The sequence below is a fragment of the Exiguobacterium sp. s57 genome, from assembly GCF_018617685.1.
GTDB classification, from domain to species: Bacteria; Bacillota; Bacilli; order Exiguobacteriales; family Exiguobacteriaceae; genus Exiguobacterium; species Exiguobacterium marinum.
In genome coordinates this window covers 17,995-41,334 of the sequence record NZ_JACSKR010000001.1, presented here as the reverse complement: position 1 = coordinate 41,334, position 23,340 = coordinate 17,995, and the positions used below count along the sequence as shown (strand labels likewise).

General features: G+C 46.5%; 28 protein-coding genes. 4 read left to right on the top strand and 24 right to left on the bottom strand.

The window, feature by feature from the left end; all coding sequences use genetic code 11:
- Window positions 1-18: 18 nt before the first annotated feature.
- The 9 genes from KNO98_RS00230 to KNO98_RS00190 form a co-directional block, all read right to left on the bottom strand.
- Window positions 19-1,323 carry a UDP-N-acetylmuramoyl-tripeptide--D-alanyl-D-alanine ligase gene (locus KNO98_RS00230; RefSeq protein ID WP_214698137.1) on the bottom strand — a complete coding sequence of 435 codons (1,305 nt, stop codon included), beginning with the start codon at window positions 1,321-1,323 and terminating at the stop codon, window positions 19-21.
- 57 nt (window positions 1,324-1,380) lie between these two features.
- Window positions 1,381-3,528 (bottom strand): penicillin-binding protein, encoded by a 2,148-nt coding sequence (locus tag KNO98_RS00225; RefSeq protein WP_214698135.1) that lies wholly within the window; start codon window positions 3,526-3,528, stop codon window positions 1,381-1,383.
- Window positions 3,528-3,890, bottom strand: coding sequence for a cell division protein FtsL (ftsL, locus tag KNO98_RS00220; protein WP_026826327.1), 363 nt, complete (start codon window positions 3,888-3,890; stop codon window positions 3,528-3,530). The genes KNO98_RS00225 and ftsL overlap by 1 nt, the downstream gene beginning before the upstream one ends.
- A 24-nt stretch (window positions 3,891-3,914) precedes the next feature.
- Window positions 3,915-4,847: a 16S rRNA (cytosine(1402)-N(4))-methyltransferase RsmH gene (gene rsmH / locus KNO98_RS00215; RefSeq protein WP_214698132.1), complete on the bottom strand. Its 933-nt coding sequence runs from the start codon at window positions 4,845-4,847 to the stop codon at window positions 3,915-3,917.
- Between the two features lie 158 nt (window positions 4,848-5,005).
- Window positions 5,006-6,562: a bacillithiol biosynthesis cysteine-adding enzyme BshC gene (gene bshC, locus KNO98_RS00210; protein WP_371742720.1), complete on the bottom strand. Its 1,557-nt coding sequence runs from the start codon at window positions 6,560-6,562 to the stop codon at window positions 5,006-5,008.
- A gap of 24 nt (window positions 6,563-6,586) precedes the next feature.
- Window positions 6,587-6,946: a DUF3397 domain-containing protein gene (locus KNO98_RS00205; RefSeq protein ID WP_026826330.1), complete on the bottom strand. Its 360-nt coding sequence runs from the start codon at window positions 6,944-6,946 to the stop codon at window positions 6,587-6,589.
- Window positions 6,940-7,785, bottom strand: a complete 846-nt coding sequence (locus KNO98_RS00200) for a ketopantoate reductase C-terminal domain-containing protein (RefSeq protein ID WP_026826331.1) — start codon at window positions 7,783-7,785, stop codon at window positions 6,940-6,942. The genes KNO98_RS00205 and KNO98_RS00200 overlap by 7 nt, the downstream gene beginning before the upstream one ends.
- Before the next feature lie 119 nt (window positions 7,786-7,904).
- Entirely contained in the window at window positions 7,905-8,078 is a 174-nt protein-coding gene (rpmF, locus tag KNO98_RS00195; protein WP_015881300.1) for a 50S ribosomal protein L32, read from the bottom strand.
- A gap of 22 nt (window positions 8,079-8,100) precedes the next feature.
- The gene (locus KNO98_RS00190; protein ID WP_026826332.1) at window positions 8,101-8,628 is read right to left on the bottom strand and encodes a YceD family protein; all 528 of its coding nucleotides are present in this window, start codon (window positions 8,626-8,628) and stop codon (window positions 8,101-8,103) included.
- 156 nt (window positions 8,629-8,784) lie between these two features.
- Here KNO98_RS00190 and KNO98_RS00185 point away from each other — a divergent pair, with 156 nt between their 5' ends.
- Window positions 8,785-9,915: a tRNA(Met) cytidine acetate ligase gene (locus KNO98_RS00185; protein ID WP_214698130.1), complete on the top strand. Its 1,131-nt coding sequence runs from the start codon at window positions 8,785-8,787 to the stop codon at window positions 9,913-9,915.
- Here the strand turns inward: KNO98_RS00185 and KNO98_RS00180 are convergent.
- From KNO98_RS00180 to KNO98_RS00160, 5 genes are read right to left on the bottom strand one after another with little or no spacing between them, the layout of a single operon-like run.
- Window positions 9,894-10,886 (bottom strand): SepM family pheromone-processing serine protease, encoded by a 993-nt coding sequence (locus KNO98_RS00180; protein WP_214698129.1) that lies wholly within the window; start codon window positions 10,884-10,886, stop codon window positions 9,894-9,896. The genes KNO98_RS00185 and KNO98_RS00180 overlap by 22 nt on opposite strands.
- Window positions 10,883-11,377 carry a pantetheine-phosphate adenylyltransferase gene (gene coaD / locus KNO98_RS00175; RefSeq protein WP_026826335.1) on the bottom strand — a complete coding sequence of 165 codons (495 nt, stop codon included), beginning with the start codon at window positions 11,375-11,377 and terminating at the stop codon, window positions 10,883-10,885. The genes KNO98_RS00180 and coaD overlap by 4 nt, the downstream gene beginning before the upstream one ends.
- 5 nt (window positions 11,378-11,382) lie before the next feature.
- On the bottom strand, window positions 11,383-11,949 hold the full coding sequence (rsmD, locus tag KNO98_RS00170; RefSeq protein WP_214698128.1) for a 16S rRNA (guanine(966)-N(2))-methyltransferase RsmD: 567 nt from the start codon (window positions 11,947-11,949) through the stop codon (window positions 11,383-11,385).
- A gap of 52 nt (window positions 11,950-12,001) precedes the next feature.
- Window positions 12,002-12,256, bottom strand: coding sequence for a DUF2129 domain-containing protein (locus KNO98_RS00165; protein ID WP_235181850.1), 255 nt, complete (start codon window positions 12,254-12,256; stop codon window positions 12,002-12,004).
- Window positions 12,240-12,689, bottom strand: a complete 450-nt coding sequence (locus KNO98_RS00160; protein ID WP_026826338.1) for a YlbF/YmcA family competence regulator — start codon at window positions 12,687-12,689, stop codon at window positions 12,240-12,242. Before KNO98_RS00160 ends, KNO98_RS00165 begins: the two co-directional genes overlap by 17 nt.
- Before the next feature lie 132 nt (window positions 12,690-12,821).
- Here KNO98_RS00160 and KNO98_RS00155 point away from each other — a divergent pair, with 132 nt between their 5' ends.
- Together KNO98_RS00155 and KNO98_RS00150 are read left to right on the top strand one after the other, a co-directional pair.
- Window positions 12,822-13,577 (top strand): ATP-grasp domain-containing protein, encoded by a 756-nt coding sequence (locus tag KNO98_RS00155; RefSeq protein ID WP_214698124.1) that lies wholly within the window; start codon window positions 12,822-12,824, stop codon window positions 13,575-13,577.
- A 104-nt stretch (window positions 13,578-13,681) separates the two neighbouring features.
- Complete coding sequence (locus KNO98_RS00150; RefSeq protein ID WP_015881291.1) at window positions 13,682-14,044, top strand: YugN family protein; 363 nt, start codon at window positions 13,682-13,684, stop codon at window positions 14,042-14,044.
- 67 nt (window positions 14,045-14,111) lie between these two features.
- On the opposite strand, the gene KNO98_RS00145 is transcribed toward KNO98_RS00150, so the two are convergent.
- From KNO98_RS00145 to cyoE, 10 genes are all read right to left on the bottom strand, one after another.
- Window positions 14,112-14,603, bottom strand: a complete 492-nt coding sequence (locus KNO98_RS00145) for a cysteine hydrolase family protein (RefSeq protein WP_214698122.1) — start codon at window positions 14,601-14,603, stop codon at window positions 14,112-14,114.
- A 147-nt stretch (window positions 14,604-14,750) separates the two neighbouring features.
- On the bottom strand, window positions 14,751-15,023 hold the full coding sequence (locus KNO98_RS00140) for a hypothetical protein (RefSeq protein ID WP_214698120.1): 273 nt from the start codon (window positions 15,021-15,023) through the stop codon (window positions 14,751-14,753).
- Between the two features lie 5 nt (window positions 15,024-15,028).
- On the bottom strand, window positions 15,029-15,643 hold the full coding sequence (locus KNO98_RS00135) for an SCO family protein (protein WP_026826342.1): 615 nt from the start codon (window positions 15,641-15,643) through the stop codon (window positions 15,029-15,031).
- Window positions 15,644-15,664: 21 nt separating this feature from the next.
- Window positions 15,665-16,126, bottom strand: a complete 462-nt coding sequence (locus KNO98_RS00130; RefSeq protein ID WP_214698118.1) for a DUF420 domain-containing protein — start codon at window positions 16,124-16,126, stop codon at window positions 15,665-15,667.
- A 23-nt stretch (window positions 16,127-16,149) separates the two neighbouring features.
- Window positions 16,150-17,073, bottom strand: a complete 924-nt coding sequence (locus KNO98_RS00125; protein WP_026826344.1) for a cytochrome c oxidase assembly protein — start codon at window positions 17,071-17,073, stop codon at window positions 16,150-16,152.
- Window positions 17,074-17,207: 134 nt separating this feature from the next.
- Window positions 17,208-17,537: a cytochrome C oxidase subunit IV family protein gene (locus tag KNO98_RS00120; RefSeq protein WP_214698117.1), complete on the bottom strand. Its 330-nt coding sequence runs from the start codon at window positions 17,535-17,537 to the stop codon at window positions 17,208-17,210.
- 1 nt (window position 17,538) lies between these two features.
- Complete coding sequence (locus KNO98_RS00115) at window positions 17,539-18,165, bottom strand: cytochrome (ubi)quinol oxidase subunit III (RefSeq protein WP_034771133.1); 627 nt, start codon at window positions 18,163-18,165, stop codon at window positions 17,539-17,541.
- Window positions 18,166-20,034 (bottom strand): cytochrome c oxidase subunit I, encoded by a 1,869-nt coding sequence (ctaD, locus tag KNO98_RS00110; protein ID WP_026826347.1) that lies wholly within the window; start codon window positions 20,032-20,034, stop codon window positions 18,166-18,168.
- 38 nt (window positions 20,035-20,072) lie between these two features.
- Window positions 20,073-21,050, bottom strand: coding sequence for a cytochrome c oxidase subunit II (gene coxB, locus KNO98_RS00105; RefSeq protein WP_034771494.1), 978 nt, complete (start codon window positions 21,048-21,050; stop codon window positions 20,073-20,075).
- A gap of 97 nt (window positions 21,051-21,147) precedes the next feature.
- Window positions 21,148-22,071: a heme o synthase gene (gene cyoE / locus KNO98_RS00100; RefSeq protein WP_214698116.1), complete on the bottom strand. Its 924-nt coding sequence runs from the start codon at window positions 22,069-22,071 to the stop codon at window positions 21,148-21,150.
- Window positions 22,072-22,404: 333 nt separating this feature from the next.
- On the opposite strand from cyoE, the gene KNO98_RS00095 reads away from it, so the two are divergent.
- A complete protein-coding gene (locus KNO98_RS00095) occupies window positions 22,405-23,310 on the top strand; it encodes a COX15/CtaA family protein (protein WP_214698115.1) in 906 nt (301 codons plus the stop codon).
- Window positions 23,311-23,340: the final 30 nt, after the last annotated feature.

Genomic DNA, 23,340 nt, shown 5'->3' with positions numbered 1-23,340 from the left:
GCTACCTCACTACTCTATTTATTGAACGAGACGCTCAAGCGCCAGTCCTCGAGATGCCTTTAACAATACCACAGTATCTGGTCGCTGATAATGATGAAGAAGTGTCTTTGCCTCTTCAACTGTCGGGACCACGTGGACGTTCACACGTGAATCTTGAATCCCATCCGCAATCCATTTTGCTTTTTCGCCAACGAGAATGCAATCTGTCACTGGGGACGTCACGACGATGCCCACTTGTTTGTGTTGTTCTCGTTCATCGGCACCTAGCTCGTACATGTCACCAAGGACGAGCACACGTTTTGAGAATCCTTCGAGTGACTTGACCGTTTCAATCGCTGCGATCATCGACGTCGGACTCGCATTGTAAGCGTCGTTAATGAGATGTGTTTCCCCGAACATCTGTTTTTCCATCCGCATCGACGTCAACTTGATTCGATCTAGCCCGCGTTGAATCATTACACGACTAAGACCGAATTCCAATCCACATGCAATCGCATAGGCTGCATTTCGAATCTGATGAGCACCTAACACCTTCAGTTCATATAAATCACCGTTGTATTTAAAGATGGATGCATCGAACGTCGTCTCGACCACGTCGATTTTCCCATCGGCCGTTTCAGCATATCCGACCCTATACCCTTGATTTGCGAGAAGCGGTTCATCCGCATCGACAATCAGTCGACCGTCCGGTTTGAGACCCGCCTTGATTTCAAGCTTCGCTTTTGCGATACCCGAACGACCTCCGACTTGCTCACCGTGAGACTCCCCGATATTCGTAACAAAGGCCACGTTCGGTTTAGCGAGTTTCGACAATTGTTCGATTTGACCGAATCCGTTCATGCCCATCTCTAATACAGCGACTTCCGTGTCCCACGGCATTCTGAGCACGGTGAGCGGTAAGCCGACGTCCGAGTTGAAGTTCCCAGCCGTCTTATGTGTTTTATATTTTTCTTCTAAGACGACGGCAATCATATCTTTCGTAGAGGTTTTTCCGTTCGATCCCGTAATCGCGACCACGAGCGGATTGATTTCTTCTAAATAACGGGATGCCACCGTTTGAAGTGCCTCGACCGTCGATTTGACAGGGATGACGAAAAGGTTGTCAGGTTGCGGACGTCCTTCTTCCCAAAACGTGACGATTGCTCCTTTTTCGATTGCTGCATCGATGTAATCATGTCCATCGACACGCGCGCCGACGATTGGGACGAATAGCCCCGATTCATTTTCATCTCTCGAATCCGTAGCGACGCGTTTGACAAGACGCTCGTCGTCTACCTCAATCCCAAACCAAGACGCTAACTTCTGAACTGTCAATTGTTCCATTCATACTTCCTCCTCATACATAGGAAAAGAGAGCCGCAGCCCTCTTGATCTCGTGCGTTAATTCGACGGTGTCTCCAATTTCACTTTCAAGGAGGCACCAGTTTTAACCGGCTTTCCTTTGCCAATCGATTGTGATGTGACAAAACCGGTCCCATCGATTTCTAAATTTAGTTGATAGAGGGTCGCTAAGCGTTTCACATCACGTAGCGACCAACCTTTTAATGTTGGCATCGTAAACGAATTACTCGTTTTTAGCAACAATCTTTCTCCGACAACATATGACTGCCCTTTAACAGGACTTTGTGCTGTCACTTCGTCCCCGTTACCTAACACGATTGGATTAAATGAGTGATCTGTCGACTCTTTCACTGCATCTTCGCGGTTATTACCGATATAAGAAGAAGTCGTCTTCGTCGACGCTTCGACCGCTTTTTCTTGCTTTTCAGGTTCGACACTCCGATAACGTAACGCGACATCCATCACGTCTTTGAAGAGCGGGGCCATGATGCGCGGTCCAGTCGTCGACGAGTCACTGTTTGGTCTATCGACAGCGATGTACATGACGAGTTCCGGATCGTCTTCTGGCGCCATTCCGACAAACGAGTGAATATACTGTCCACTCAAATACTTCCCGTTCTCTGCAATTTGGGCGGTCCCTGTCTTCCCGACGACGCGATAATTGTCTAACGCATACAATTGTCCAGTCCCCACATCGCTGTTCACGACACCGTCCAGTGCTTCACGCGTTTTTTTTGCAGTCTCTGCAGTGATTGGCTGACCAACCTCTTTCGGGTTCGTCGTCCGAATCGTCTCTCCGGTCTCACTATTGACGATTTTTTTAATGACGTGTGGTTGTTTCATCGTTCCATCAGACGCAATCGCTGATGTCGCCTGCAAAATTTGCATCGGTGTCACCGCGGTGGATTGACCCCAGGCCGTAATTAAGACGTTCATCGGACTTTCAAAGTCGAATTGACTATTGACCTCTCCAGGCAAATCGATTCCAGTTCGTTGATCAAACTTGAATGCTTTGAAATAATCCTCATAACGGCCAAGACCGAGTCGTTCGTTCGCTAAAATCGAGAACGCGACGTTTGATGAGTGCCACACCCCTTCTTCCATAGGAATGGTACCCCATCCGGTAATGTTGTAATCATTGAAGACCGTCTTCCCGTATTTGTACGACCCTGATTCATACAGTTCGTTTGGGTTGTATACTCCTTCATTGATTGCAGCCGCTAGCGTAAAGATTTTCATCGTCGATCCTGGTTCAAATCGAGAAGAGACCGAAAAGTTGCTGTACGAAGAAATCTCACGCGTGTTCGGATCAAAAGACGGACGGTCAGATAGGGCGACAATCTCGCCTGTTTTCGGGTCCATGATGATGGCCGTTGCGTGTTTTGGTTCGTATTCCTCATACAATTCGTTCATCTTCGTCTCAAGCAACTGTTGAATACGGTGGTCGATCGTCAATTGGACATCGGCTCCGTCTTCCGGTTCAATCTTCAGCTGTTCGTCACTCGACACGAGTTCACGTCCGGCTAAATCTTTCTCGAATCGATATAATCCGTATGACTCACTTAAAATATCGTTAAGTGACTTTTCAATCCCAAGTTCACCAACGAGTTCGATCCGACCATTTTGGTCAATCTTTTGCGCGTATCCGATGACAGATGAAGCGAATACTTTATTCGGGTAATAGCGCTTCGGTTCTTCGACGAAGGTAATCCCTGGAAGCTCAAACGCTTCGATTTCTTCTTTTTGCTCAACGGTCAAATCACGGCCAGGAACACCGAACTCGATTTGCCCACGGTCGATATTTTGCTCGAGCCGTTTCAATAAATCTGCCTCTGTCATCGGAAGGACCGTCGAAAGTTTTTTTGCGGCCTCGTCAATCTCATCTGGCATGAGCGTTTTCCCTTCGACTCGCTCGCCACCAAGCTTCATTACCGCGACAAGTCGATAGGAAGGGATATTGATTGCGATTGGTTGACCGAATCGGTCATACACCTCGCCCCGCTCTGCCTCCAACGTACTGACTGCTTTCCACCGTTGTTCTTCTGCGAACGCCAGCATGTTCTCACCTTTATACGTATGCGTGAGCGATAAGTAAAGAAACCATCCGACAAAAAATAAAAAGAGCGGGGTGAAGCAGACAATCGCTACCCACGCCACTCTTTTTTTACTCTGTTGTAGAGAATTCATCAATCAATCACCTTGACATTCTTCTCATTGAATTTCATTCCGAGTTTCTCGGCAATCGCGTAAATTCTTTCTGGCGAGCTTAATTGGGCGATTTCATACTTTAGTTCTTCATTTTCTTTTGCAACCCCGTCGACCTGCTGATTAACGGCTGCTGTATCACGCATAATGTTATATGCTTCGTTGTGTTTCGACACCGTGATGCCACCGAACATGACCACTGAACCAATCATTACTGGATACAGGATCGATTCAAACAAGGTCAACGTGCGTCGTTTTGGAACAGGTATTGGTCGTTCTTGCGGAATCGGATTTCGATTCGGTGTAACTTGAGGCTGCAACGCCTTACGGGCAGCTTCTGGCATCAGGTATCCCTCCTACTAGCTAAATTATTTTTGTTTTTCGGCCACTCTCAGTTTAGCTGAGCGTGAACGACGATTATCTTCGAGTTCTCCTTCACTCGCCACGATCGGTTTACGCGTGATGAGTTTGAGCTCGGGTTCGAATTCTTCTGGAATGACCGGCAATCCTGGTGGTAACGGTGGATATTGGCTCCGTTCTTTAAACACTTGCTTACAAATTCGGTCTTCTAATGAGTGGAACGTAATGACACAGATCCGTCCGTTCACTGCGAGTAAATCGATTGCATCTTGAACGGCACGGTCGAATACGTTCAACTCGTCATTGACGGCAATTCGAATGGCTTGGAACGTCCGCTTCGCCGGATGACCGCCCTTGCGTCGTGCTGGTGCAGGAATCGCTTCTTTAATCAAGTCGACAAGCTCGAACGTCGTCTCAATCGGTTTATCAACACGAGCTTTCTCAATTTTTCGTGCGATTTGTTTTGAAAACTTTTCCTCCCCGTATGTAAAGAAAATACGAGCAAGTTCCCCAAACGACCATTCATTCACAACATGATAGGCTGAAAACTCCCGTGACCGGTCCATTCTCATATCGAGTGGTGCGTCATAATTGTAACTGAATCCACGTTCTGCCTCATCTAGCTGTGGCGAGGAAACGCCTAGGTCGAATAGTACACCGTCCACTTTCATGACACCATGTTGCTGAAGTTCTTCTTTCAAGTGAACGAAGTTGCTCTTTATAAACGTCACACGGCCTTCATAAGGAGCCAATCGCTCTTTCGCATGCGCGAGTGCGACGTCATCTTGGTCGAATGCATATAGTTGACCCGTCGTTAGACGCTTTGCGATTTCTTCACTATGACCCGCTCCACCTAACGTACAATCCACATATACCCCATCTGGTTTGATGTTCAATCCCTCGATGGACTCCATTTTTAAAACCGTTTCATGCTCAAACATTCAAAAAACCCTCTCAACCTACATATTTCAACTGTATTATTACACTTACTTTATCATAAAAATGTCAAGGTCCGTACAGGTTTTTAGCGAAAAGAGGAAACAAAAAGGTAACAACAAAAAAAACTCCTGACAAATGTCAAGAGCCCATATGAAATATGTTATACAAGGAATAAACAACGCTCCGCTTCTGAGTCTTCATAAACTGGTTTCAACCGATGAAAAACGTCTAGACCGTGACGGTTTAAAATCGGAACCATCGATAAAATACGCTCTTGAGGAGCATCCATCGGGAACAGTCGGGTCGAAAGATGAATCCGCCGGGCGTTCAATCGATATTGATTCCGTTTCGCTTCAGCACGCATCTCATCTGCCAACTGCTCGAGAACATGTTTCGACTTCGATTCGAATCGTCTTCCGTGCTTACTTGCTTCCTGACTGACCGCTTCCGTGAGCGTCCGATATGCATACAACTTCGCTTCGAACGATTCATCATCAAATGGATAGTCCGGTAGTGGCTGTTTCATATATTCCTCTAAGGTCACGCTTTCTTGTCGTAATTTTTTTTCATCATTTCTCGACACGATCACGCCACCAAGACGTGGGAGGAGAAGCGGCATCTTCCATCCGAGCTCATGGAATAACGGACGTAGTTGCAACCAGTAAGCGATTTCGCCGGGACCACCGACGTACCCAAGTGTCGGAAACAAATATTCCTGCATGAGCGGGCGTGAGACCACATTGTTTGAAAAACGTTCCGGGTGCGCTTCTATTTCACTGAGCAACTCTGTCTCCGTGAATCGATGTCCACGTTTGGTCGTATACACCCCATCAATTTTTGTGAGCAACTCACGCGTGCCGTCATGATAAAACAGATGTGCCGCCTCTTTATTTAATTCTACTGACGGCATTCCTTCTTCATAGGAATGGGCGAGCGTATGCTGGAGCGCGTCTTGATGTTCGATGAGACGTCGGAACATCGGACGTTCGAGTGCACGGACGTCTTGAGTATGTGGATCAAATAACAAAAAATCAGTTCCTACGAATCGACGCATCATCCTACCAAAAAACTGAGCGAAAGAATGGCTCATTTGAATAAGGTCGATTAACTCATTGTACAAATCAGAGGTATACTGGGTCTCCGTCTCGTTCAATAGTAACTGCTGCGCCATTTGAACAAGCTCGAGTTTTAGACGATCGAACTCCAGTTCCCCTACGGAAGCTTTTCCTGCTAGCGGAATTGTGGACAAAGCATCTTTCTTTAAAGTTCTCGAAAACGTCTGGGTCGTGAAAACATGATTGATTTCAGCGAAGTCATGGTCCTCCGTCGCCATCCAAAAAATCGGAAGGACCGGCTTTCCTAGTTTTTTCTCTGCCTGCTTCGCCCGTTTGATGACTGCCAACAGTTTGTACACAGCAAACAAAGGTCCACCGAATACGCCAACCTGCTGTCCCGTCACCATGACGTATGCTTCTCGCTGTTCGAGTAGATCAAGGTTCGCTACTAGTCGATCCGATAGTTCCCCAAACTGCCGTTGCTGCTGTTTTAAAATATGGACAATCTCATGCAAATGTTCATAGGAGCGTCCCGTAATCTCCTGCGCACGTTTCTCGACCTCATCCATGCCTCGATAATCGAGCCAACGCCCGTACCCATGCTCCACTTGAATCATCGGAGATGTGGGTGTATATAGGGCATCAAATGCTTCTACTTTCACGAATAACAACTTCCTTTCAATCAATCAACGAATCATTTCTCGAGCCACACCGATTGCGAATAAAATCGCATGTGTCGGCACAAGGAGCAAAAAGAGCAAACGCCAGCCGTGGACAAACATCTTTGTAAACAATACTTCCTCGTATCGAATCCGTTGCCAGATTGCATTGATTGGAAAAATGGCACAACAAATAGCAAGGAATAAAAGAAACACTTCCGTCCCGACGATAGCCTCGAGTAAAACGCCACATGCATAAAACCATAGGAGAACTCCAGTATCACAGGCGAGTTTAAATGAGTTGATTGATTTCGGCATAATTTTTCTAAGTATCATATACACCATAAACCATAAGATGAGTGGAAATGAAACGATATACACTAACACGATGCGCTCGCTCCTATAATCAATTTATGTAGCAGTGGAATGACGGTGAGTGAATTCTGCGTCAGAGCGGCTTTTTCAATCACCGGCTTTAAAATTGCATCCACTTCTGTTGGCCTACCTTCTTCAATGTCTCGAAGCATCGAGGAACGGTTCTCCGCGGTGCTTGCGATGATTGACTCAATGTATGTGTATGGGACTTGTTGCGGAAACAACGGCGTCAACTCACGATAAATTGACTGCGCAATCTCACGATATGGAGAGTTAACGAGTGCTCCATTCGGGACACGACATAATGCTGTGATGGGATTGATGATGGCATTGGCGAATAGCTTTTCGATGACGACTTGTTCGATATCCTCTTCCCACACAAGCTGGAGCGGACTCTCTTTAATCTGAATCGGGGGAAGACCTGTCGAACTTCCGATTCGAATACGTCCGAGTCCTCGGTGTTCTATCCCGCCCCTTGATTTCGTCACACCGTGTTCGACGATTCCCAAATGAAAGCCTCGGCGTTTCGCATAGTCAAGATGTGCGATCCCATTTGAACAAATGAAGACCGGCACTTTTCCTGTCAGTCGCTCCGTAGCTCCCTCTACTTGATGGGCTTTTGTCGTGACAAAGAAGATGTCCTCGTCGGTCTCTTGTAACGTCTCGCTAGACTTGAGAGATACATGCGCTGATCCATTCGTCATACCTGTCCTCGTAATGGATAGCCGCTCGTCGGGTGATGATATGTTTCGTCCATAGACTGTCACCTCATAATCATCAGCAAGTAAGGATGCCATCAATAGTCCGACCGCTCCGTTTCCGATTATCCCGATACGTTTGATGGAGTTCATAGTTGCCCTCCTCCTATAAAAACTATTTTCGCACAAAAAGTTTACCACATCTTTTCGCTATGACCCAAAAATCGCAAACAAAAAAGAAGCGACCTGAAATCAGATCGCTTCTTCTCGCATTATTTGCTTGTTACTTCTTTACCGTTGTAATGTCCGCAAGATTTGCAAACACGGTGTGAAAGTTTCATTTCCCCACAGTTCGGGCACTCGTTCATACCAGGTACGTTGAGTTTGAAGTGAGTACGACGAAGACGTTTGCGAGTTTTCGACGTTCTACGGAATGGTACTGCCATCGTTGTCCACCTCCTTGAAAAGTTAACCTTCCTCGTTCTCTTTTTTCGAGAACAGGTCAGCCAGTCCCGCGAAGCGCGGGTCAATTTTTGGTTGGGTTTCGGGCTGATCGTCAGTGAGCGTCCAGCCTTCTCCTTCAACCTGAGTTTTGTCTGTTTCGTTCCCGTAAACTTGCATCGGGACGTCTAACATGATGAGCTCTTTTACAATCGGTACAAGACTGATCGTATTTCCTTCTGGCAAATTCACGTCATCGAATTGCTCCGTATAACGCCCATTCTCCAAAAAGAAAGGCTCGAGCGATTCAATATCGAATTCATAAGTGACATCTTCTAACGTTCGCGCATCTGGCAACGTCAGGTCACCTTGAATCTTCAGATTGAATGTAACTTGATTAGATGTGAACGATGCATCCCCGTGCACATGCACCGGGCGAATCGAACGGATATCCGGATGGAGCTGAGTCAGCTCTGGTAGTTCTACCATCTCATCGATTGTAAAACCGTCACCCTGGTTTCGGAGCTTAAGTAGCTGTGCAATAGACCATTTCATCCGAATCACCTCAATTGCAACAATATGAATTATAGATAGGCCAACTTGTTTTGTCAATGTTTTTTCTTTACACTAAAATCAGTTGACGACGGCGCTTTGCCAAAGCGTACTTACTCATCTTACACCAATCCATACGACAATGCAAAGGAGTAAATCATGCAAAAGACGGCCATTATTGCAGAGTACAACCCATTTCACAACGGGCACTATTACCAAGCGCAAACTGCACGTCAAGAAACAGGGGCTGATATCATGATTGCCATCATGAGTGCACAGTTCACTCAACGAGGAGAACCAGCCTCGTTCGATAAGTGGAAACGGGCAAAAGCGGCCGTCGAGAGCGGTGGCATCGACCTTGTCATCGAACTGCCGACCCAATATGGTGTGCAGCGCGCCGACCGTTTCGCCACAGCCGCTGTCTCAATCGCAGAACAACTCGGTTGCCAAACCTTATCGTTCGGGAGCGAGAGCGGTGATGTCGATGCTATTCTTCATGCAGCACGAGCAGACGTCGAAGAGATGGCGATATATAAAAAGGAACTCCGTCAAGCGCTACAAGCAGGTCATTCATCTGCACAAGCTTCGAGTCGTGCGTTTCAGACCGTCTATCCTACATTTGATTTGACTCGCCCTAATAATATTTTGGCCTATCATTACGCCAAAGCGGCGAAGACGATTCAGTTGCACACGGTCAAACGACTAGGTGCGGATTATCATGATCCTTCATTGGCGGACGTCATGTCAGCGACAGGCATTCGGGCACATTACTTGGACTCTGGAGAAGTTCGTGCCGTGCCAAAAGCGACAGAAGCGATGTTTCGGACGCAATCGATGACCCATTGGGAATTGTATTGGCCAGTCTTGCAATATAAACTTCGAACACTTCCACTCACCACGCTAACTGAACTCGTAGGGATTGATGCATCTCTCGCACCGCGGCTTATACGTGCAGGATTAGAGACGTCTTTTGACCAGGCCCTTACTGCCGTCTCGACACGTCGTTACACGCGTACCGCGATTCAACGGGCATTTGTGTCAGTTCTGCTTCATTGGTTAAAAGAGGAAGTACCGACACTTTTTGAAGATGTCCCATACGTGAGACCGCTCGCATTTAATGAAATTGGGCGACTTGCGCTACGAGATGTGAAACAAGACCTTCCAATCGTCAGTAAGTTCGATGCACGTCTCGACTTCGAAGCCCGTGTAACCGAAGCGTATCGACTCCCTCTTCAAAACGATGAGTTGATTGAACATCGCCAACGCCCTCAGTTCATTTCTTCTAAATAACGAATCGCATCTTCGGCCGTCTTCACAGGGACAACTTCGATGTCACTGTCGAGACGGTCTCGCGATTCAAGCGCTTCTTCATAGTTCGAACCAGATGGGACAAAAAAGACTTCCGCGCCTTCTTCATCGGCCGCGACGATCTTCTGCCACGCGCCCCCAATCGGTCCGACATTTCCTTCCTCATCGACCGTTCCCGTTCCGGCAATCCGTTTGCCATTCGCCAAATCACCCGTCGTCAATTGATCATAAATTTCAAGCGTGAACATCAATCCTGCGGAGGGTCCTCCGACATTCGTCAAGGACACATTCACTTCAGGGTTGGCTGTGATTTCCTGCACGGGAAGGGGCTCGTATATCCCGATTCCGACCCGATCGCCGCTCTGGTCAATCGGTTGAATGAGCGTTTTGACGATGCGCTCTTCCCCGTCTCTCTCAATCGTCAATCTCACTTCATCACCTGCATCAAATTCCATCACCCGCTTTAAAAAGTCTCCGCGTGTTGCAAAAGACATCCCGTCAATTGCGGTGATAACATCTCCGGGCTTTAATATATTGGCAGCGAGCGACCCTGGAATCGGTGCGGACACATAGATTCCATCAAAGTCGACTGTCACTTCCTTGCCAGCGAGTTTATAGGCATATTGAATCGCTGCTTGTTGCGACGAATCCATTAATAATTTCTGACGACGGTCGTAATCTGCTTCGCTTTCACCGTCATATAAATAGCGACTAGATAAATTTGCTTCCGTGAACGGTGTGATCCAACTTTCTACTAACCAAAAAGGTGTCGCGCGTCGTTGGGAGATCGTCACCATCATCAGTTCCCCTTCATCCTTTACGCCGCCTTGGACAGTCAGGAACTCTTCAATCGAGGTCGCTGCTCCAGGTGAGGAGATGTAGTAAGGGAGCGGTACGAAAAGAAAGAGCAGCACTGTAACAAGTAGACCGAGACCAATTTTTAACGATTTCATTGTCCCGAGCTCACTTGATATTTTTTCCGTAACGCCACTTCGACTTGCTCCGGTACGAGCTCACTGACCGACGCACCGTATTTCGCCACTTCTTTGACGATGGACGAGCTGAGGAACGAATATTGACTATTCGTCATCATGAATAACGTCTCTACGTTCTCATTCAACTTTTTGTTGATTGATGCGATTTGAAGCTCGTATTCAAAATCCGATACCGCACGAAGCCCACGGACAATCGTCGCCGCTTCCCGCTCTGCAGCATACTCGACAAGTAATCCACCGAACGCATCGGCCGACACGTTTGGAAGATGTGTCGTCACATCTCGTATAAGTCCTAATCGTTCTTCCACATCAAACAGTGGGGCCTTGCTTGAATTCTCAAGGACGGCGACAATGACCTCGTCAAAAATGGCCGCCGCTCGTTCAATTATATCTAGATGTCCGTTCGTGATGGGGTCAAAGCTGCCCGGACATATCGCAATTCGTTTCATTCGTTTCACTCCTCAATCGATGCATACTCATAAAAACTGATGGTGATCACATCTGAGTATCGCTGTTCTTTAATTCGTTCAAATCGTCCCACTCGCTCCGGTAACGTCACGTCACTACCATGTTCACAGACGATTACGCCGATATCGATCAACATGTCAGACTCATCGATTAGTTGTAAGAACGCAACGTGTTCTTCCGCATGATAGGGAGGGTCCATAAAGATGAGTTTGAAAGATTCCTGTTTCAGTTTGAGCTGCTCGAGCACAGCTTTGGCATCTTGACGATATACCTTCCCTTTCTCTTCATAATGGGTCGTCTGTAAATTCTCTTGAATCGTTTGGACGGCTTTCGGTTGACGGTCGACGAAAATGACTTCGTCACAACCTCTCGATAATGCCTCGATTCCTAGTCCTCCGCTACCCGCGTAAAGGTCTAGCGCTTTCCCCCCGGAAAAATAAGGTCCGATGATGTTAAATAATGACTCTTTCACTTTGTCCGTCGTCGGCCGCGTAGCCGTGCCCGGGACCGCCTTCAATCGGGTCCCTTTTCGTTCTCCAGATATGACACGCATGTCTTTCCCTCCAGCAGAAAAGATGAAGGTGACGCCACCTTCATCTTTTTGATTATTTCAATTTTGTCTCGTACGTTTCTGAAACGAACGGACGCTCACTCCGAACGACCGCTTCCACGAATGGCAGAGCCTTCACTTGTTCGATTACGGTTTCATAACCTTCGAGGTCCGTGTAAAGAAAAGCATACTTCTCTCGTTTCGAGACAAAGTACAGGTTTGCATAACGTCTGAGTGCCTTCAATTGTTTCAAGGAATTCACATATACGACGATACCAATCCGTTCATTCAACTTAGACGGCGCATCCACAACTTCCGCCTCCTCCGCAACTGCCCCCTCCGGAACATCCACCTTCGTCAAAGAATGGGTTGCCGGTCGGGACTTTGATTTTAGGAGAGACTGAATGAGCCAATAGTTCACTCACTTCCCCTAACAACTTATCCAAGTTTCGTTCCGCTTTTTTGAACGCCGCAATTTCCGGCTGAACGTCGAGACGACGTTTGATGAGATGCATCTCTTTTTTTATGCGGTCATGATCCGGATGATGTTTCCCGAAACGTTGGACATATTCGTAATCTTCTTTCATCTTTAAAAACTCGCGCTCGATTTCCTTGGCTTCCTGCGATGTGCGCCGTGCAGCTTTCGTTTGAATATATGTTTGAAACGATTCGCTTGCTTCAATCAAATCGGTCAATTCTTCTGTTTGATCGAGCAGGGCAATCGTCTGTTCAGTGATTATCATACCCCTCACCCTTTCTGCCATGATTTTACCACAATTGTTTCCCTATGTAAGCAATCCACACTATAATTGAATGTGACCGCAAGGCGTTCAATGTAGAAAGGAAGTGAAGAGACGCACCATGTGCGTCTGTATATGAAAAAAGTTTCTTTTAATATGATTCGATCAGCCGGCATCAAGACGGCTTATGCGAAACCCGAATATTATTTCGACCAACTCGACAAGGTACGCGCTGCCGACCTCGTCTTGTTCCCCGAGTATTGGATGGTCAATTCCATCATCTATGGGATGAACAAAGCCATTTTCCCGTCTCCTGCGACATATCACCTCGGTCACGACAAAATCGAGATGACGCGTGCATTTAAAGCGACGTATCCTCATCGCATTCCGAAGACGTTGATTTACGGAAAAAACCCATACACAATTGAACGCGTCTTGGAAGAGTTCCACTATCCGTTCGTCGCCAAAAAAGCCAAGTCCTCGATGGGTCAAGGCGTATGGTTGATTAAAAACGACCAGGACTGGTTAGAATACGTCGAGAAACATGATACGTTCTACGTACAAGAGTTTATTCCGAATGATCGTGACTTACGCGTTATCGTGATTGGAGAAGAAGTCGTCGGTGCCTACTGGCGTGTCAGTGAGGCCTTTTTAAACAACGTCGCCCAAGGAGCCAACTTTTCGTACGAAGACATCCCGGAAGACGTCGTCAAAGAAGTTCAAACGATTGCGAATACGTTATCCATCAATCACGCGGCGTTTGACGTCATCGTGACGGAAGACGGATTTTATATTTTGGAGTTCAACGTCTTTTTCGGTTCAGAAGGACTGCTTCCGCTCGGTGTAAAACTTCCCCAAAAAATCGAGGAATACTTAAATACACTTGGTTGATTAATCGTTCATCTTTTTTTCACAATTTGAACACACGTTATTCCAAGAACGTTTTTGAATATGGTATGATGACATATGAGGTTTATTCGAAAAGGGGGATTATGATGAAATTTGAGCAGTTCCACATCGAGGGAAAAGAAATCCGTTTTGGTTTGCTCGAGACGATCATGGATCATCATCATTTCATCCGTGAAGGTGCTTGGGACTACGAGCGTGCCACGTATGATATGAAATATGAGAAACAATCGACCGGCGAAACATTCTATCTTCGCTTACCTGTATACGCGATCGAAGGTCAAATCGAGGATCGTCACGCTGTCGTAAAAATGCTCACACCGATTTTAGGAAAGCATTATTACCCACACGGTGTTGAATACGATGAAGTCTTCCCAGAAGAAATCGTCCGCGACTGCGAACGTCGTCTAAAGGCACTCGCAGAAACACTAGAAGTCAAACCCCTTGCATAAGCGAAGGGGTTTTTCTTATGGTCTCTTATGGTCTCTTATGATCTGAGATGAAAGTCGAACAAGGACTTTACGCCGACAGGTCCTCTGACTGAAGGATGGAACAACCTTTACTCTCATAATACACAATCATACCCTCAATCTTTTTCAAATCGTAACTCGAGATGCAATCTGATAGAACACTGACCTCATAGTCGGACTTCCGCAGATTGTAGCAAGTCGACTTCATACAAGCAGTAGCATCAGCACCAGTGATATAGAAGGTATCGATGCCATTTTGTTCAATAAACGTCGCAAACGCCTCGCTCGTCAAGGCGTTGCCCTTGTATTTCGTGAACACGTGGTCGGACATGATTTTCAAATCTGGTGCTAATTCCGCTCCTCGCGTCCCTGTTTTAAAAGTTCTAGTCCCTGCTGATAAATTTTCATGTCGGATATAGACGATATGTAACTTCTTTGCGACCGCCCAGTCAATCGCTTTGTTAATGTTGTCGATGATTGCTTTATAATTTTTTGTGATGTCATTTTGAATATCAATGACGACCAACGCATGATTCTGCATGTTCCATCCTCCTCCAATATTAAAAAAACGAACATTAGTTCGTCTTACTTCACATCATAACAAAATTCACTTCTGGAAGATATAGTCATGATCAACATAGCGTCTAGCATATAAAAAAGGGAGACCCTTTACGGGTCCTCCCTTCGGTCATATCGCTATGATGCTCAACGTCACATCGACCTGACCGAGTAATAAATCAAATTGGTCTCGGACATAGCGGTACAATCGCTCTGCCTCGACGAGTGATAATGGTGCAATGATTAGATAATCATAGTGGTCTTTCGAGCGAGAGACGACTTTCACTTCTTTCAAGCCAAATTCAATGGCGCTACAGGCAATCAAATCTTCAATCGCCCGTTCCGCGATCGTCACGTCTCCGTATGAATAGTCATTCCCAATCACAGCCATCGTATCATTCATGGTGATCACTCCTTTTCATTCGCGAGCACTTTCACGTCCTCCATGATAGATTCGATATCGACCGGGTCATCCCCTGCCGTTGCCATCTGAGCGACAGCACGTACATCATGGTGACGGTCGATGACGTACATCGTCGTCGCGTGCGTCACGAGTCCACTGTTCGCCTTGGAATAATAAAATTGAAGTTGACGCGTGATGCGGTCGATGTCGACCTGGTCTCCCGTCAACATCTTCCATCCCGTCGGCTCCGCTTGGAACGCCTCACCATAGTTTTTAAGTACGGGCACGGTATCCACGTCCGGGTCGACCGTGATGGCGACGAGTTCTACGTCTGAGCCGTATAAGTTCTCATCTTTTAATTCTTTTTCGAGCTTCATGAAGTCACGTAACGTGAGCGGACAAATATCTGGACAGTTCGTGTAAAAGAACGTCACGATTTTCACTTTTCCATTATCGGAATTGTACGTCTCTTCATTTAATGCGTTCGTCAATGTGAACGGGGTTGGCTCTTGAATGACGGGTAGGTCGTCTTGATTGAAGAAAACAAAATACACGGCTACTCCGATGACAACAAGCGTCAAGACGGTCAAACCGACCGTCATATAGCTATTCCGTTTCATACAGCTCTCCCTCTCTATAAATCATCCTCCGATTATCGCGCGGAATACGTTCGTCGTTTCACCAGGGTCATATGCCACATAGAGAAGAATGTAAACCGTCACACCCGTAATAGCCGTAAAGAACCAGACGACTGAAGCTTTTGGTCCAATCTTACGGTGTTTCTCGATTTTATTTTTATAACCGAGATAGAGCGTGATCAATCCGAGGACACCACCTGTTGTCGCGAGAAGGATATGGAAAATCATAAACCCGAGATAGAATGGTTTCACTGAATCCGGTCCTCCGAATGCCGTGTTTCCGACAAAAATGGTACGCGAGACGTACAGGATGAAGAACGTCGTCGCTGCAATCGCGGCAGCCGTCATCACCTTTTTATGTTTTTCAATGTTGCTGCGGTCTTTTGCGATAATCACCCATCCGATGGCGACTAGAATCGCACTGATGACGATGAATGACACACTAATTAAGGCAAGATAGTTCATCAACGTTTCCCCTTTTGTTCTGTTTAATTTTTCTCATTTGTTTCTTGCGGAGTGAATGACATGCCTTCATCGAGAGCAAGAGATTTCGTCCGACGCACCCAGCCGAAGAACGTCCAGCCGAAGAAGAAACCATACACGATTTCTTGACCGAGTTTCATGAGAACCCCACCGAAACGTTGGTCTTCGAGCGCGCTATTCGTCGCTCCCATTAACGCCTCTAAATCGATTCCGGACACGTCACCGTTCGGTAGACAGTATCCAAGGACCGTCGCAAACGTCTGCGGATCCGTATACGCATTATAAAGCGTCGTTTGACTAAAGATGATGAGCGCACAGGCCGGTGTCAACAAGACCCCGTTGGCGATAATATATACCATTCGTTTCAAATCGGACATTCCTTCCTCTTCGTCTGAGACGAGCGGAACGATGACCGGATACCACATCGTCAAACTAAAGACGACTAGTGCACCGTGGAAGATCCGGTGAACGCCATAATTCGTCAAGACGTAGTCGAATACGACCGGCATATGGTAAATCGAGAACAATGCGTTGAATAAAATGAGCGCAATCAGTGGCGTCGTTAAAAACTTAAACATCGGTCCAATGAACTTGAAGCTAAGTACTTTTTCAAACACCCAGTACGGCAGACCGTAAACGACGAGTGCCGGTGCTAAAATGTAGACGAGCACCATCTGGAACATATGCACCGATAAAATGATATGTGCCATGACATCGATTGGACTTCCAAAACCGATGTAATACAAGACAATGGCAAACAACATACTAAACTTTTGTAACAACGTGGTCGAGGCATATCCTCGCTTCGCCATTCTCTCTGTCACGACGGCGTATAATACATAAATCCCGACCATGAGCAATCCGAACAGCGGACTCCATAACGTGAGCCAATCAAATTGATTGAGCAGCTCCGACGTATTCCAGAGCATCCGTTCACCCCTTTTCTTTCTCTCCCTAACCTTTGAAACCGTTCACTTCAAGATTACTATTCATTCATTTTTGAAGTAAAGGAAAAAGGACCGAATCATCCGTGTTTCCACAGATGTTCAATCCTTTGTCACAATTACCAAATGAGTAAGCGTAGTGCAGCTACCGTGATGATAGCAATAAAGATGCCTAACCACATCATACCGACGATCCATGTGTTCCCACGGTTATTCATATGCATGAAGATATATAACTGTAGAAAGACTTGAATGACTGCCAAGATGATCAAGAAGCCACCTGCTGCCCAAACTGGCATGAGTTCCGCATAAACGGCACCGAATGCCACGAACGTGAGTAAAATCATCATCGCAAAACTAATCAATTGAAGCTGATACTCACGCTTTGATTCTGCTTTTACTTCTAGCTCTAATTGTTTGTGTGATTCGTTCATAGCTCGTTTTTCCATATTAGTTCACCATCCCTAAGAGGTAGACGATTGAGAAGATGAAGACCCAAACAACATCGATGAAGTGCCAGTATAGACTTGATACATAAAACTTTGGTGCGTTGTATACATCAATCGGACGGTTCCAGTTACGAATCAAGAGCGTCGTAATCCAAAGGAGACCGAACGTGACGTGCGCTCCGTGGAAGCCGACTAACGTGTAGAAGGCTGAACCGAATGCGCTCGACGTGAACGTGTGACCAATGTGGTAGTAGTGAATGAACTCGTAAATCTCCGCACCAAGGAATCCAGCACCAAGAAGGAGTGTCACAATCAACCAAAGCTTCATCCGTCCTGGATTGTTTGCTTTCATGTTCATCATCGCAAGGACACTTGTGAGTGAACTTGTGAGGAGGAGCATCGTCATGATGAAGACGAGCTCCATTTCAAAGATATTATACGAGCGTAATTCCTCTGGCGCACCAGAGTTCAAGAGACCAACGTATGTTCCAAAGAGCGAGGCGAAGAGGACTGTCTCACCACCAAGGAAGAACCAGAAAGCCACATATTTATTTTTCCCTTCCAGCGTTGCTTTCTCTGGATTGGCCGGGATACCGGTCACTGGGTGTTTTTCAACTGTATGTGCCATTTATTGTTCTCCTTTCTCACGAATCGCTTTCAAGTCTGCTTCGACTTGTGACTTCGGAATGTAGTAGCCGTGATCGTCAATCCAAGAACGTAGGAACATCGAGACGAACGTCATCGCTAATCCAAATCCGATCAATGACCAGCCGACAACTGTGTTATCCATCTGGAAGATGGCACCGAGTCCTGCGATGAAGAGGCCGAGTGACATGAAGAACGGAATGAGCGAGTTGTTCGGCATGTGGATGTCCGAAACTTCTTCAGCGACTGATACGCGTTTGTTACCAGCCATCTTCTCAAGCCAGAACGTATCAAGTCCTTTGACGAGTGGTGTTTGTGCAAAGTTGTACTCTGGAGTCGGGACAGGAAGTGTCCACTCAAGCGTACGTCCGTCTTCCCAGTGGTCTGGTTTGACGCGTTCTTTAGACAAGAAGGCTTTCACAACGGCGATGAGCAAGATAATCGTTGACACACCCATGAAGAATGCTCCGATTGTCGAGAGTAGGTTGAGCGTATCCCAACCTTGACCACCGAGGTATGTGAAGACTCGACGTGGCATACCGAACAATCCGAGGAAGTGTTGCGGGAAGAACGTCAAGTGGAATCCGATAAAGAACAACCAGAACTGCCAGTATCCAAGCTTTTCAGAAAGGGCTTTTCCGAACATGAGCGGGAACCAGTAGTAAAGTCCTGCGAAGAGACCGTATACAACCCCACCTACGATAACGTAGTGGAAGTGAGCGACAACGAAGTAGCTGTCGTGGTATTGATAGTCAGCCGGTGCGACTGAAAGCATAACTCCTGTCATCCCACCTACGAGGAATGAAGGAATGAACGCGACTGAGTAAAGCATGGCGACGTTGAATTTAATTTGACCGCCCCATAGCGTGAAGAGCCAGTTAAAGATTTTAACACCGGTCGGTACGGCGATGGCCATTGTCGCAACAGCGAAAATCGAGTTGGCGACTGGACCGAGACCGACTGTGAACATGTGGTGAACCCAAACCATGAACCCAAGGAAACCGATGAGCATTGTCGCGAAGACCATCGTCGTGTAACCGAAGAGGCGTTTACGCGCAAATGTCGGAATGATTTCCGAGAAAATACCGAATGCCGGTAAGATCAAAATGTATACTTCCGGGTGACCGAAGATCCAGAAAAGGTGTTCCCAGATGACTACGTTCCCGCCAAGTGCCGGGTCAAAATAGGCAGCTCCGAAGAGTCGCTCGAACATCAACATGAACAATCCGACCGTAAGTGGTGGGAATGCGAAGACGATCAATGCCGATGCAACGAAAGTCGTCCATGTGAAGAGTGGCATGCGCATGAGTTTCATTCCTGGCGCACGCATGTTCAAGATTGTGACGAGGAAGTTAATCCCGGCCATCAATGAACCAAAACCTGAAATTTGAAGACCGAGGGCGTAGAAGTCTACCCCTGTCGCTTCCGGTTGTGTTGAGAGCGGCGCATAAGCTGTCCAACCTGCGTTTGGTGCTGCTCCGAAGAACCAGCTCAAGTTGAGCATGACTCCACCGAAGAAGAATAACCAAAATCCTAATGAGTTAATGAACGGGAACGCAACGTCGCGTGCCCCGATTTGAAGCGGTGTGACCGCGTTCATGAAGCCGAATAGCATCGGCATCGCCGCTAGGAAGATCATCGTCGTCCCGTGCATCGTAATCAATTGGTTAAATGTCTCACCGCTGACAAAGTCGTTCATTGGTTTAACGAGTTGCCAACGAATCAGTAATGCTTCAATTCCACCGAGAAGGAGGAAGAAGATTCCTGAAAACAAATACAAAATACCGATTTTTTTGTGGTCAACCGTCGTAATCCAATCCATGATGCCATTGTATTTACGCGATTGCTGCATTGCAGTGGTCTGTGCCACGTGAAATCCCCCTTTTCCCGTTAGTCAATCTTCTGCTCATACAAGAAGTCAACGAGTGCGTCTAATTCTTCGTTGCTGATTTGACCTTCATTGAAACCTGGCATGAGAGCCCCTTGTTTCTTCTCTTGCGGGTCACGAATCCACTCTTTCAAGTTGTCCTCGTTGTTTTCGAGGTAACCTGCGAGCCATTCCCGATCACCGAAGTTCGTTAAACTTGGTGCCACTTTACCGCCGCCGTGACAGCTCAAGCAACTTTCGACATACACTTGTTCACCTGTCGTCAAGTTCGTGTTGTCTGCGACGAGGTTCTCACCGTTATCGTCTTGCTTGGCTTTCATGTCAGCGAGCCATTGATCGTATTCTTCTTGCTCGAGCGCGATGACTTTAAAGTCCATAAGGGCATGTGACGGACCGCAAAGCTCAGCACATTTTCCATAGTAAGTACCTGGTTCATTTGCATGCAACCACATTTCGTTATCAAGTCCTGGGTTCGTATCTGTCTTACCAGATAAAGCTGGTACCCAGAATGAGTGAATGACATCTTTAGACGTCAAGTTGATGCCGACTCGTTTTCCGACTGGAATGACGAGCTCTTGCCCTGTCACTACACCTGCCTCTGGATATTCGAACTCCCACCAGTACAAGTTTGCTGTAACATTGATTTCTTCTTCTTTTTTCGCTTCTTTCGCTTTCGCGAGTTCGACAGTCGTCGTGATTGTCGGAACAGCGAGAATGATGAGAAGGATAATCGGAACGACTGTCCAAATCATCTCAAGTGTACTGCTACCTTCAACTTGCTTCGGAATCGATTCGTCTTTCCGACGGAACTTCATGAGCACGTACACGTAAATGACCGAGACGATGATGAGTACGAAGAGCATGATCGCCAAACTGATGAGAATGATGCGGAGCTGAAGCTCAGCCCCTTCTCCCATCGGCTTCAATGCAGACAATCCCTCTTGACCGCAACCTGACAACAGGACTGCGAACATCATCATCGGGACGATGCCAAACAGAAGCTTCTTAAATGATTTCACAACAATCCCCACTTTCTCCCAAAATGATGTGTAATGGTTTTCTATATAGTGAGTGCGGTCACCAAAGTGCTGTCAAAATCAGCGCGATAATCCACACGACTAAATAAATTAATGAATAGAAGAACATTTTGTTTGCCCACTTGATTTCATCCTCGGCGTTGAATCCTTTCAACCCGAGATACAACCAATAGCCCCCTAAACCGGCTGCGACTGTCAAGTAAACAAGACCGTAATGCATAAATAAGAGCGATGCTGGAATTAGCGTCGCAATCCACCAGATGATTTGCCGTTTCGTGATGGCAAATCCGTTCACGACCGGAAGCATCGGAATGCCTGCCGCTCGATACTCTTCCGTGCGTCGCATCGCGAGCGCTAGGAAGTGCGGTGGTTGCCATAAAAACATGACAAGGAACATGAGCCACGCATCGATATGAAGTGTCGGATCAAGCGCTGCCCAACCGATGAGCGGTGGAACGGCTCCCGAAATACTCCCGACGACCGTATTGAGCGTACTCGTACGCTTAAGCCACATCGTATAAATCACGACATAAAAAAATGCCCCGATTAAACCGAATACTGCAGCGACGTACGATACAAGGAGCAATAACAGTGTTCCAATCGCAAGTTGTGTCAATCCGAGGAGTAAGATTTTCTCCCCTGAAATCTTGCCGGTTACACTCGGTCGATTGTCCGTACGATCCATTAAGTAATCGATATCTCGGTCCACGAAGTTGTTTAGGTAACAACTCCCCGAAATCACGAGTGCGCTTCCTAACATCGTTAATAAGAGCTGTGGCCAAACTTCAAACAAGTAAAGTACTGGCGTATCGCTCTGATACGTCGCTGCCACGAAGAATCCCGCAAACACCAACAACAGGTTGGCACGAACGATTCCCATTTTCGCTAAGGCGACGTAATCTCGAAATGACGTTGACTCTGTATATTCTAACTCTACCGTCATTCCTGGGTTGACTTTTGTCATACTGACCCCCCCACATAATCACGAAATCCTCGCATTCTCTTCACAGAAAAAACACAATATGAACAAAATACACTTAACTCTCTACAAAGATACCATATTTCTTTATAAAATACGCCTTTTATGCTTGTGAAATAGCGAGTTTTTTGTGTCGATAGTGTGATATTTGTCACACCTAATGTGCTTTACTAATATTAGAATAACGTTTTTGATAACGATTGCAAGCTTTTCCATTTCGTTTTTCGAACAGAAAGCCGTATAATAAGTATGGCGAAAAAAATATAAATAAACAAGGCACAATTTTATCGGATTTTGATTAGAAGCAGGTGGTAATGCATGCATAAAAAACTCGCGTTTTTCTCAGGGTTTGTCACCCTCGGAATGATGCTTGTCCTCATCATGGGTGGAACCGTGACGAAGACGGACTCAGGGGATGGTTGTGGGACGGACTGGCCACTCTGTCACGGAAAATTGATTCCAACGAACCCGAGCGTTGAAACGATGATCGAATACAGTCACCGTGTAGTATCTGGCTTTGAAGGCCTTCTCATCATTGCGCTCGCAATTTGGACGTTCATCGCAGTTAAACATCGTTTCGATGTAAAAATCTTTGCGTTTCTCGCATTCATCTTCATGCTCATCCAATCCATCATCGGAGCAGGGGCAGTCATATGGCAACAATCAGATGCCATTTTGGCACTTCATTTCGGTATCTCTCTCGTCTCATTCGCATCGCTACTCATTTTGACGATTCTGTTATTCGAGGGGGACCGAGAACATAAAGTTGTATCAAAGAAATTGCGCGCTCATCTGTACGGCCTTTCTATCTATACGATGATTGTCGTTTATACGGGAGCGTACGTCCGACATTTAGGCGCTACTTACGCATGTGTCGGTTGGCCAATCTGTGACCAAAATGTATGGACGTTCGAATCTTATGTTCAAATGGGACATCGATTGATGGCGGGGCTCCTTGTCCTGTACACATTATTCGTTCTCTACTTAGCGAAGAAAGAGATGGATCAGTTGATCGAACGTGGGATGATGGCGTCCCTCTTCTTCATCCTTCTTCAAGTCGGAACAGGAGCATGGATCGTACTTGGTGGCCACGCCACATATGTGCCACTTCTACACGCATTCTTGATTACTTGCTACTTTGGTATTCTGTCATACCTTTCTTACCACGCTTATCGATCGACAGCTCGGAAAGATGTAGCACGACTGAAAGACATGAATGGATAACTCAAACAAAAAAGCGCTTCAGCGCTTTTT

What these genes read in the sequence shown, in the direction of transcription:
- KNO98_RS00155 (WP_214698124.1), top strand. Translation starts at nt 12,822, where the DNA reads ATGAAAAAAGTTTCTTTTAATATGATTCGATCAGCCGGCATCAAGACG.
- KNO98_RS00225 (WP_214698135.1), bottom strand. Translation starts at nt 3,528, where the DNA reads ATGAATTCTCTACAACAGAGTAAAAAAAGAGTGGCGTGGGTAGCGATT.
- KNO98_RS00130 (WP_214698118.1), bottom strand. Translation starts at nt 16,126, where the DNA reads ATGAACTATCTTGCCTTAATTAGTGTGTCATTCATCGTCATCAGTGCG.
- cyoE (WP_214698116.1), bottom strand. Translation starts at nt 22,071, where the DNA reads ATGACAAAAGTCAACCCAGGAATGACGGTAGAGTTAGAATATACAGAG.
- rsmH (WP_214698132.1), bottom strand. Translation starts at nt 4,847, where the DNA reads ATGTTTGAGCATGAAACGGTTTTAAAAATGGAGTCCATCGAGGGATTG.
- coxB (WP_034771494.1), bottom strand. Translation starts at nt 21,050, where the DNA reads ATGATGATGTTCGCAGTCCTGTTGTCAGGTTGCGGTCAAGAGGGATTG.
- KNO98_RS00120 (WP_214698117.1), bottom strand. Translation starts at nt 17,537, where the DNA reads ATGGAAAAACGAGCTATGAACGAATCACACAAACAATTAGAGCTAGAA.
- rpmF (WP_015881300.1), bottom strand. Translation starts at nt 8,078, where the DNA reads ATGGCAGTACCATTCCGTAGAACGTCGAAAACTCGCAAACGTCTTCGT.
- KNO98_RS00200 (WP_026826331.1), bottom strand. Translation starts at nt 7,785, where the DNA reads ATGAACTCCATCAAACGTATCGGGATAATCGGAAACGGAGCGGTCGGA.
- KNO98_RS00185 (WP_214698130.1), top strand. Translation starts at nt 8,785, where the DNA reads ATGCAAAAGACGGCCATTATTGCAGAGTACAACCCATTTCACAACGGG.
- KNO98_RS00190 (WP_026826332.1), bottom strand. Translation starts at nt 8,628, where the DNA reads ATGAAATGGTCTATTGCACAGCTACTTAAGCTCCGAAACCAGGGTGAC.
- KNO98_RS00230 (WP_214698137.1), bottom strand. Translation starts at nt 1,323, where the DNA reads ATGGAACAATTGACAGTTCAGAAGTTAGCGTCTTGGTTTGGGATTGAG.
- KNO98_RS00150 (WP_015881291.1), top strand. Translation starts at nt 13,682, where the DNA reads ATGAAATTTGAGCAGTTCCACATCGAGGGAAAAGAAATCCGTTTTGGT.
- KNO98_RS00145 (WP_214698122.1), bottom strand. Translation starts at nt 14,603, where the DNA reads ATGCAGAATCATGCGTTGGTCGTCATTGATATTCAAAATGACATCACA.
- coaD (WP_026826335.1), bottom strand. Translation starts at nt 11,377, where the DNA reads ATGAAACGAATTGCGATATGTCCGGGCAGCTTTGACCCCATCACGAAC.
- KNO98_RS00125 (WP_026826344.1), bottom strand. Translation starts at nt 17,073, where the DNA reads ATGCTCTGGAATACGTCGGAGCTGCTCAATCAATTTGATTGGCTCACG.
- KNO98_RS00095 (WP_214698115.1), top strand. Translation starts at nt 22,405, where the DNA reads ATGCATAAAAAACTCGCGTTTTTCTCAGGGTTTGTCACCCTCGGAATG.
- KNO98_RS00140 (WP_214698120.1), bottom strand. Translation starts at nt 15,023, where the DNA reads ATGAATGATACGATGGCTGTGATTGGGAATGACTATTCATACGGAGAC.
- ftsL (WP_026826327.1), bottom strand. Translation starts at nt 3,890, where the DNA reads ATGCCAGAAGCTGCCCGTAAGGCGTTGCAGCCTCAAGTTACACCGAAT.
- KNO98_RS00160 (WP_026826338.1), bottom strand. Translation starts at nt 12,689, where the DNA reads ATGATAATCACTGAACAGACGATTGCCCTGCTCGATCAAACAGAAGAA.
- KNO98_RS00115 (WP_034771133.1), bottom strand. Translation starts at nt 18,165, where the DNA reads ATGGCACATACAGTTGAAAAACACCCAGTGACCGGTATCCCGGCCAAT.
- KNO98_RS00135 (WP_026826342.1), bottom strand. Translation starts at nt 15,643, where the DNA reads ATGAAACGGAATAGCTATATGACGGTCGGTTTGACCGTCTTGACGCTT.
- ctaD (WP_026826347.1), bottom strand. Translation starts at nt 20,034, where the DNA reads ATGCAGCAATCGCGTAAATACAATGGCATCATGGATTGGATTACGACG.
- KNO98_RS00180 (WP_214698129.1), bottom strand. Translation starts at nt 10,886, where the DNA reads ATGAAATCGTTAAAAATTGGTCTCGGTCTACTTGTTACAGTGCTGCTC.
- rsmD (WP_214698128.1), bottom strand. Translation starts at nt 11,949, where the DNA reads ATGCGTGTCATATCTGGAGAACGAAAAGGGACCCGATTGAAGGCGGTC.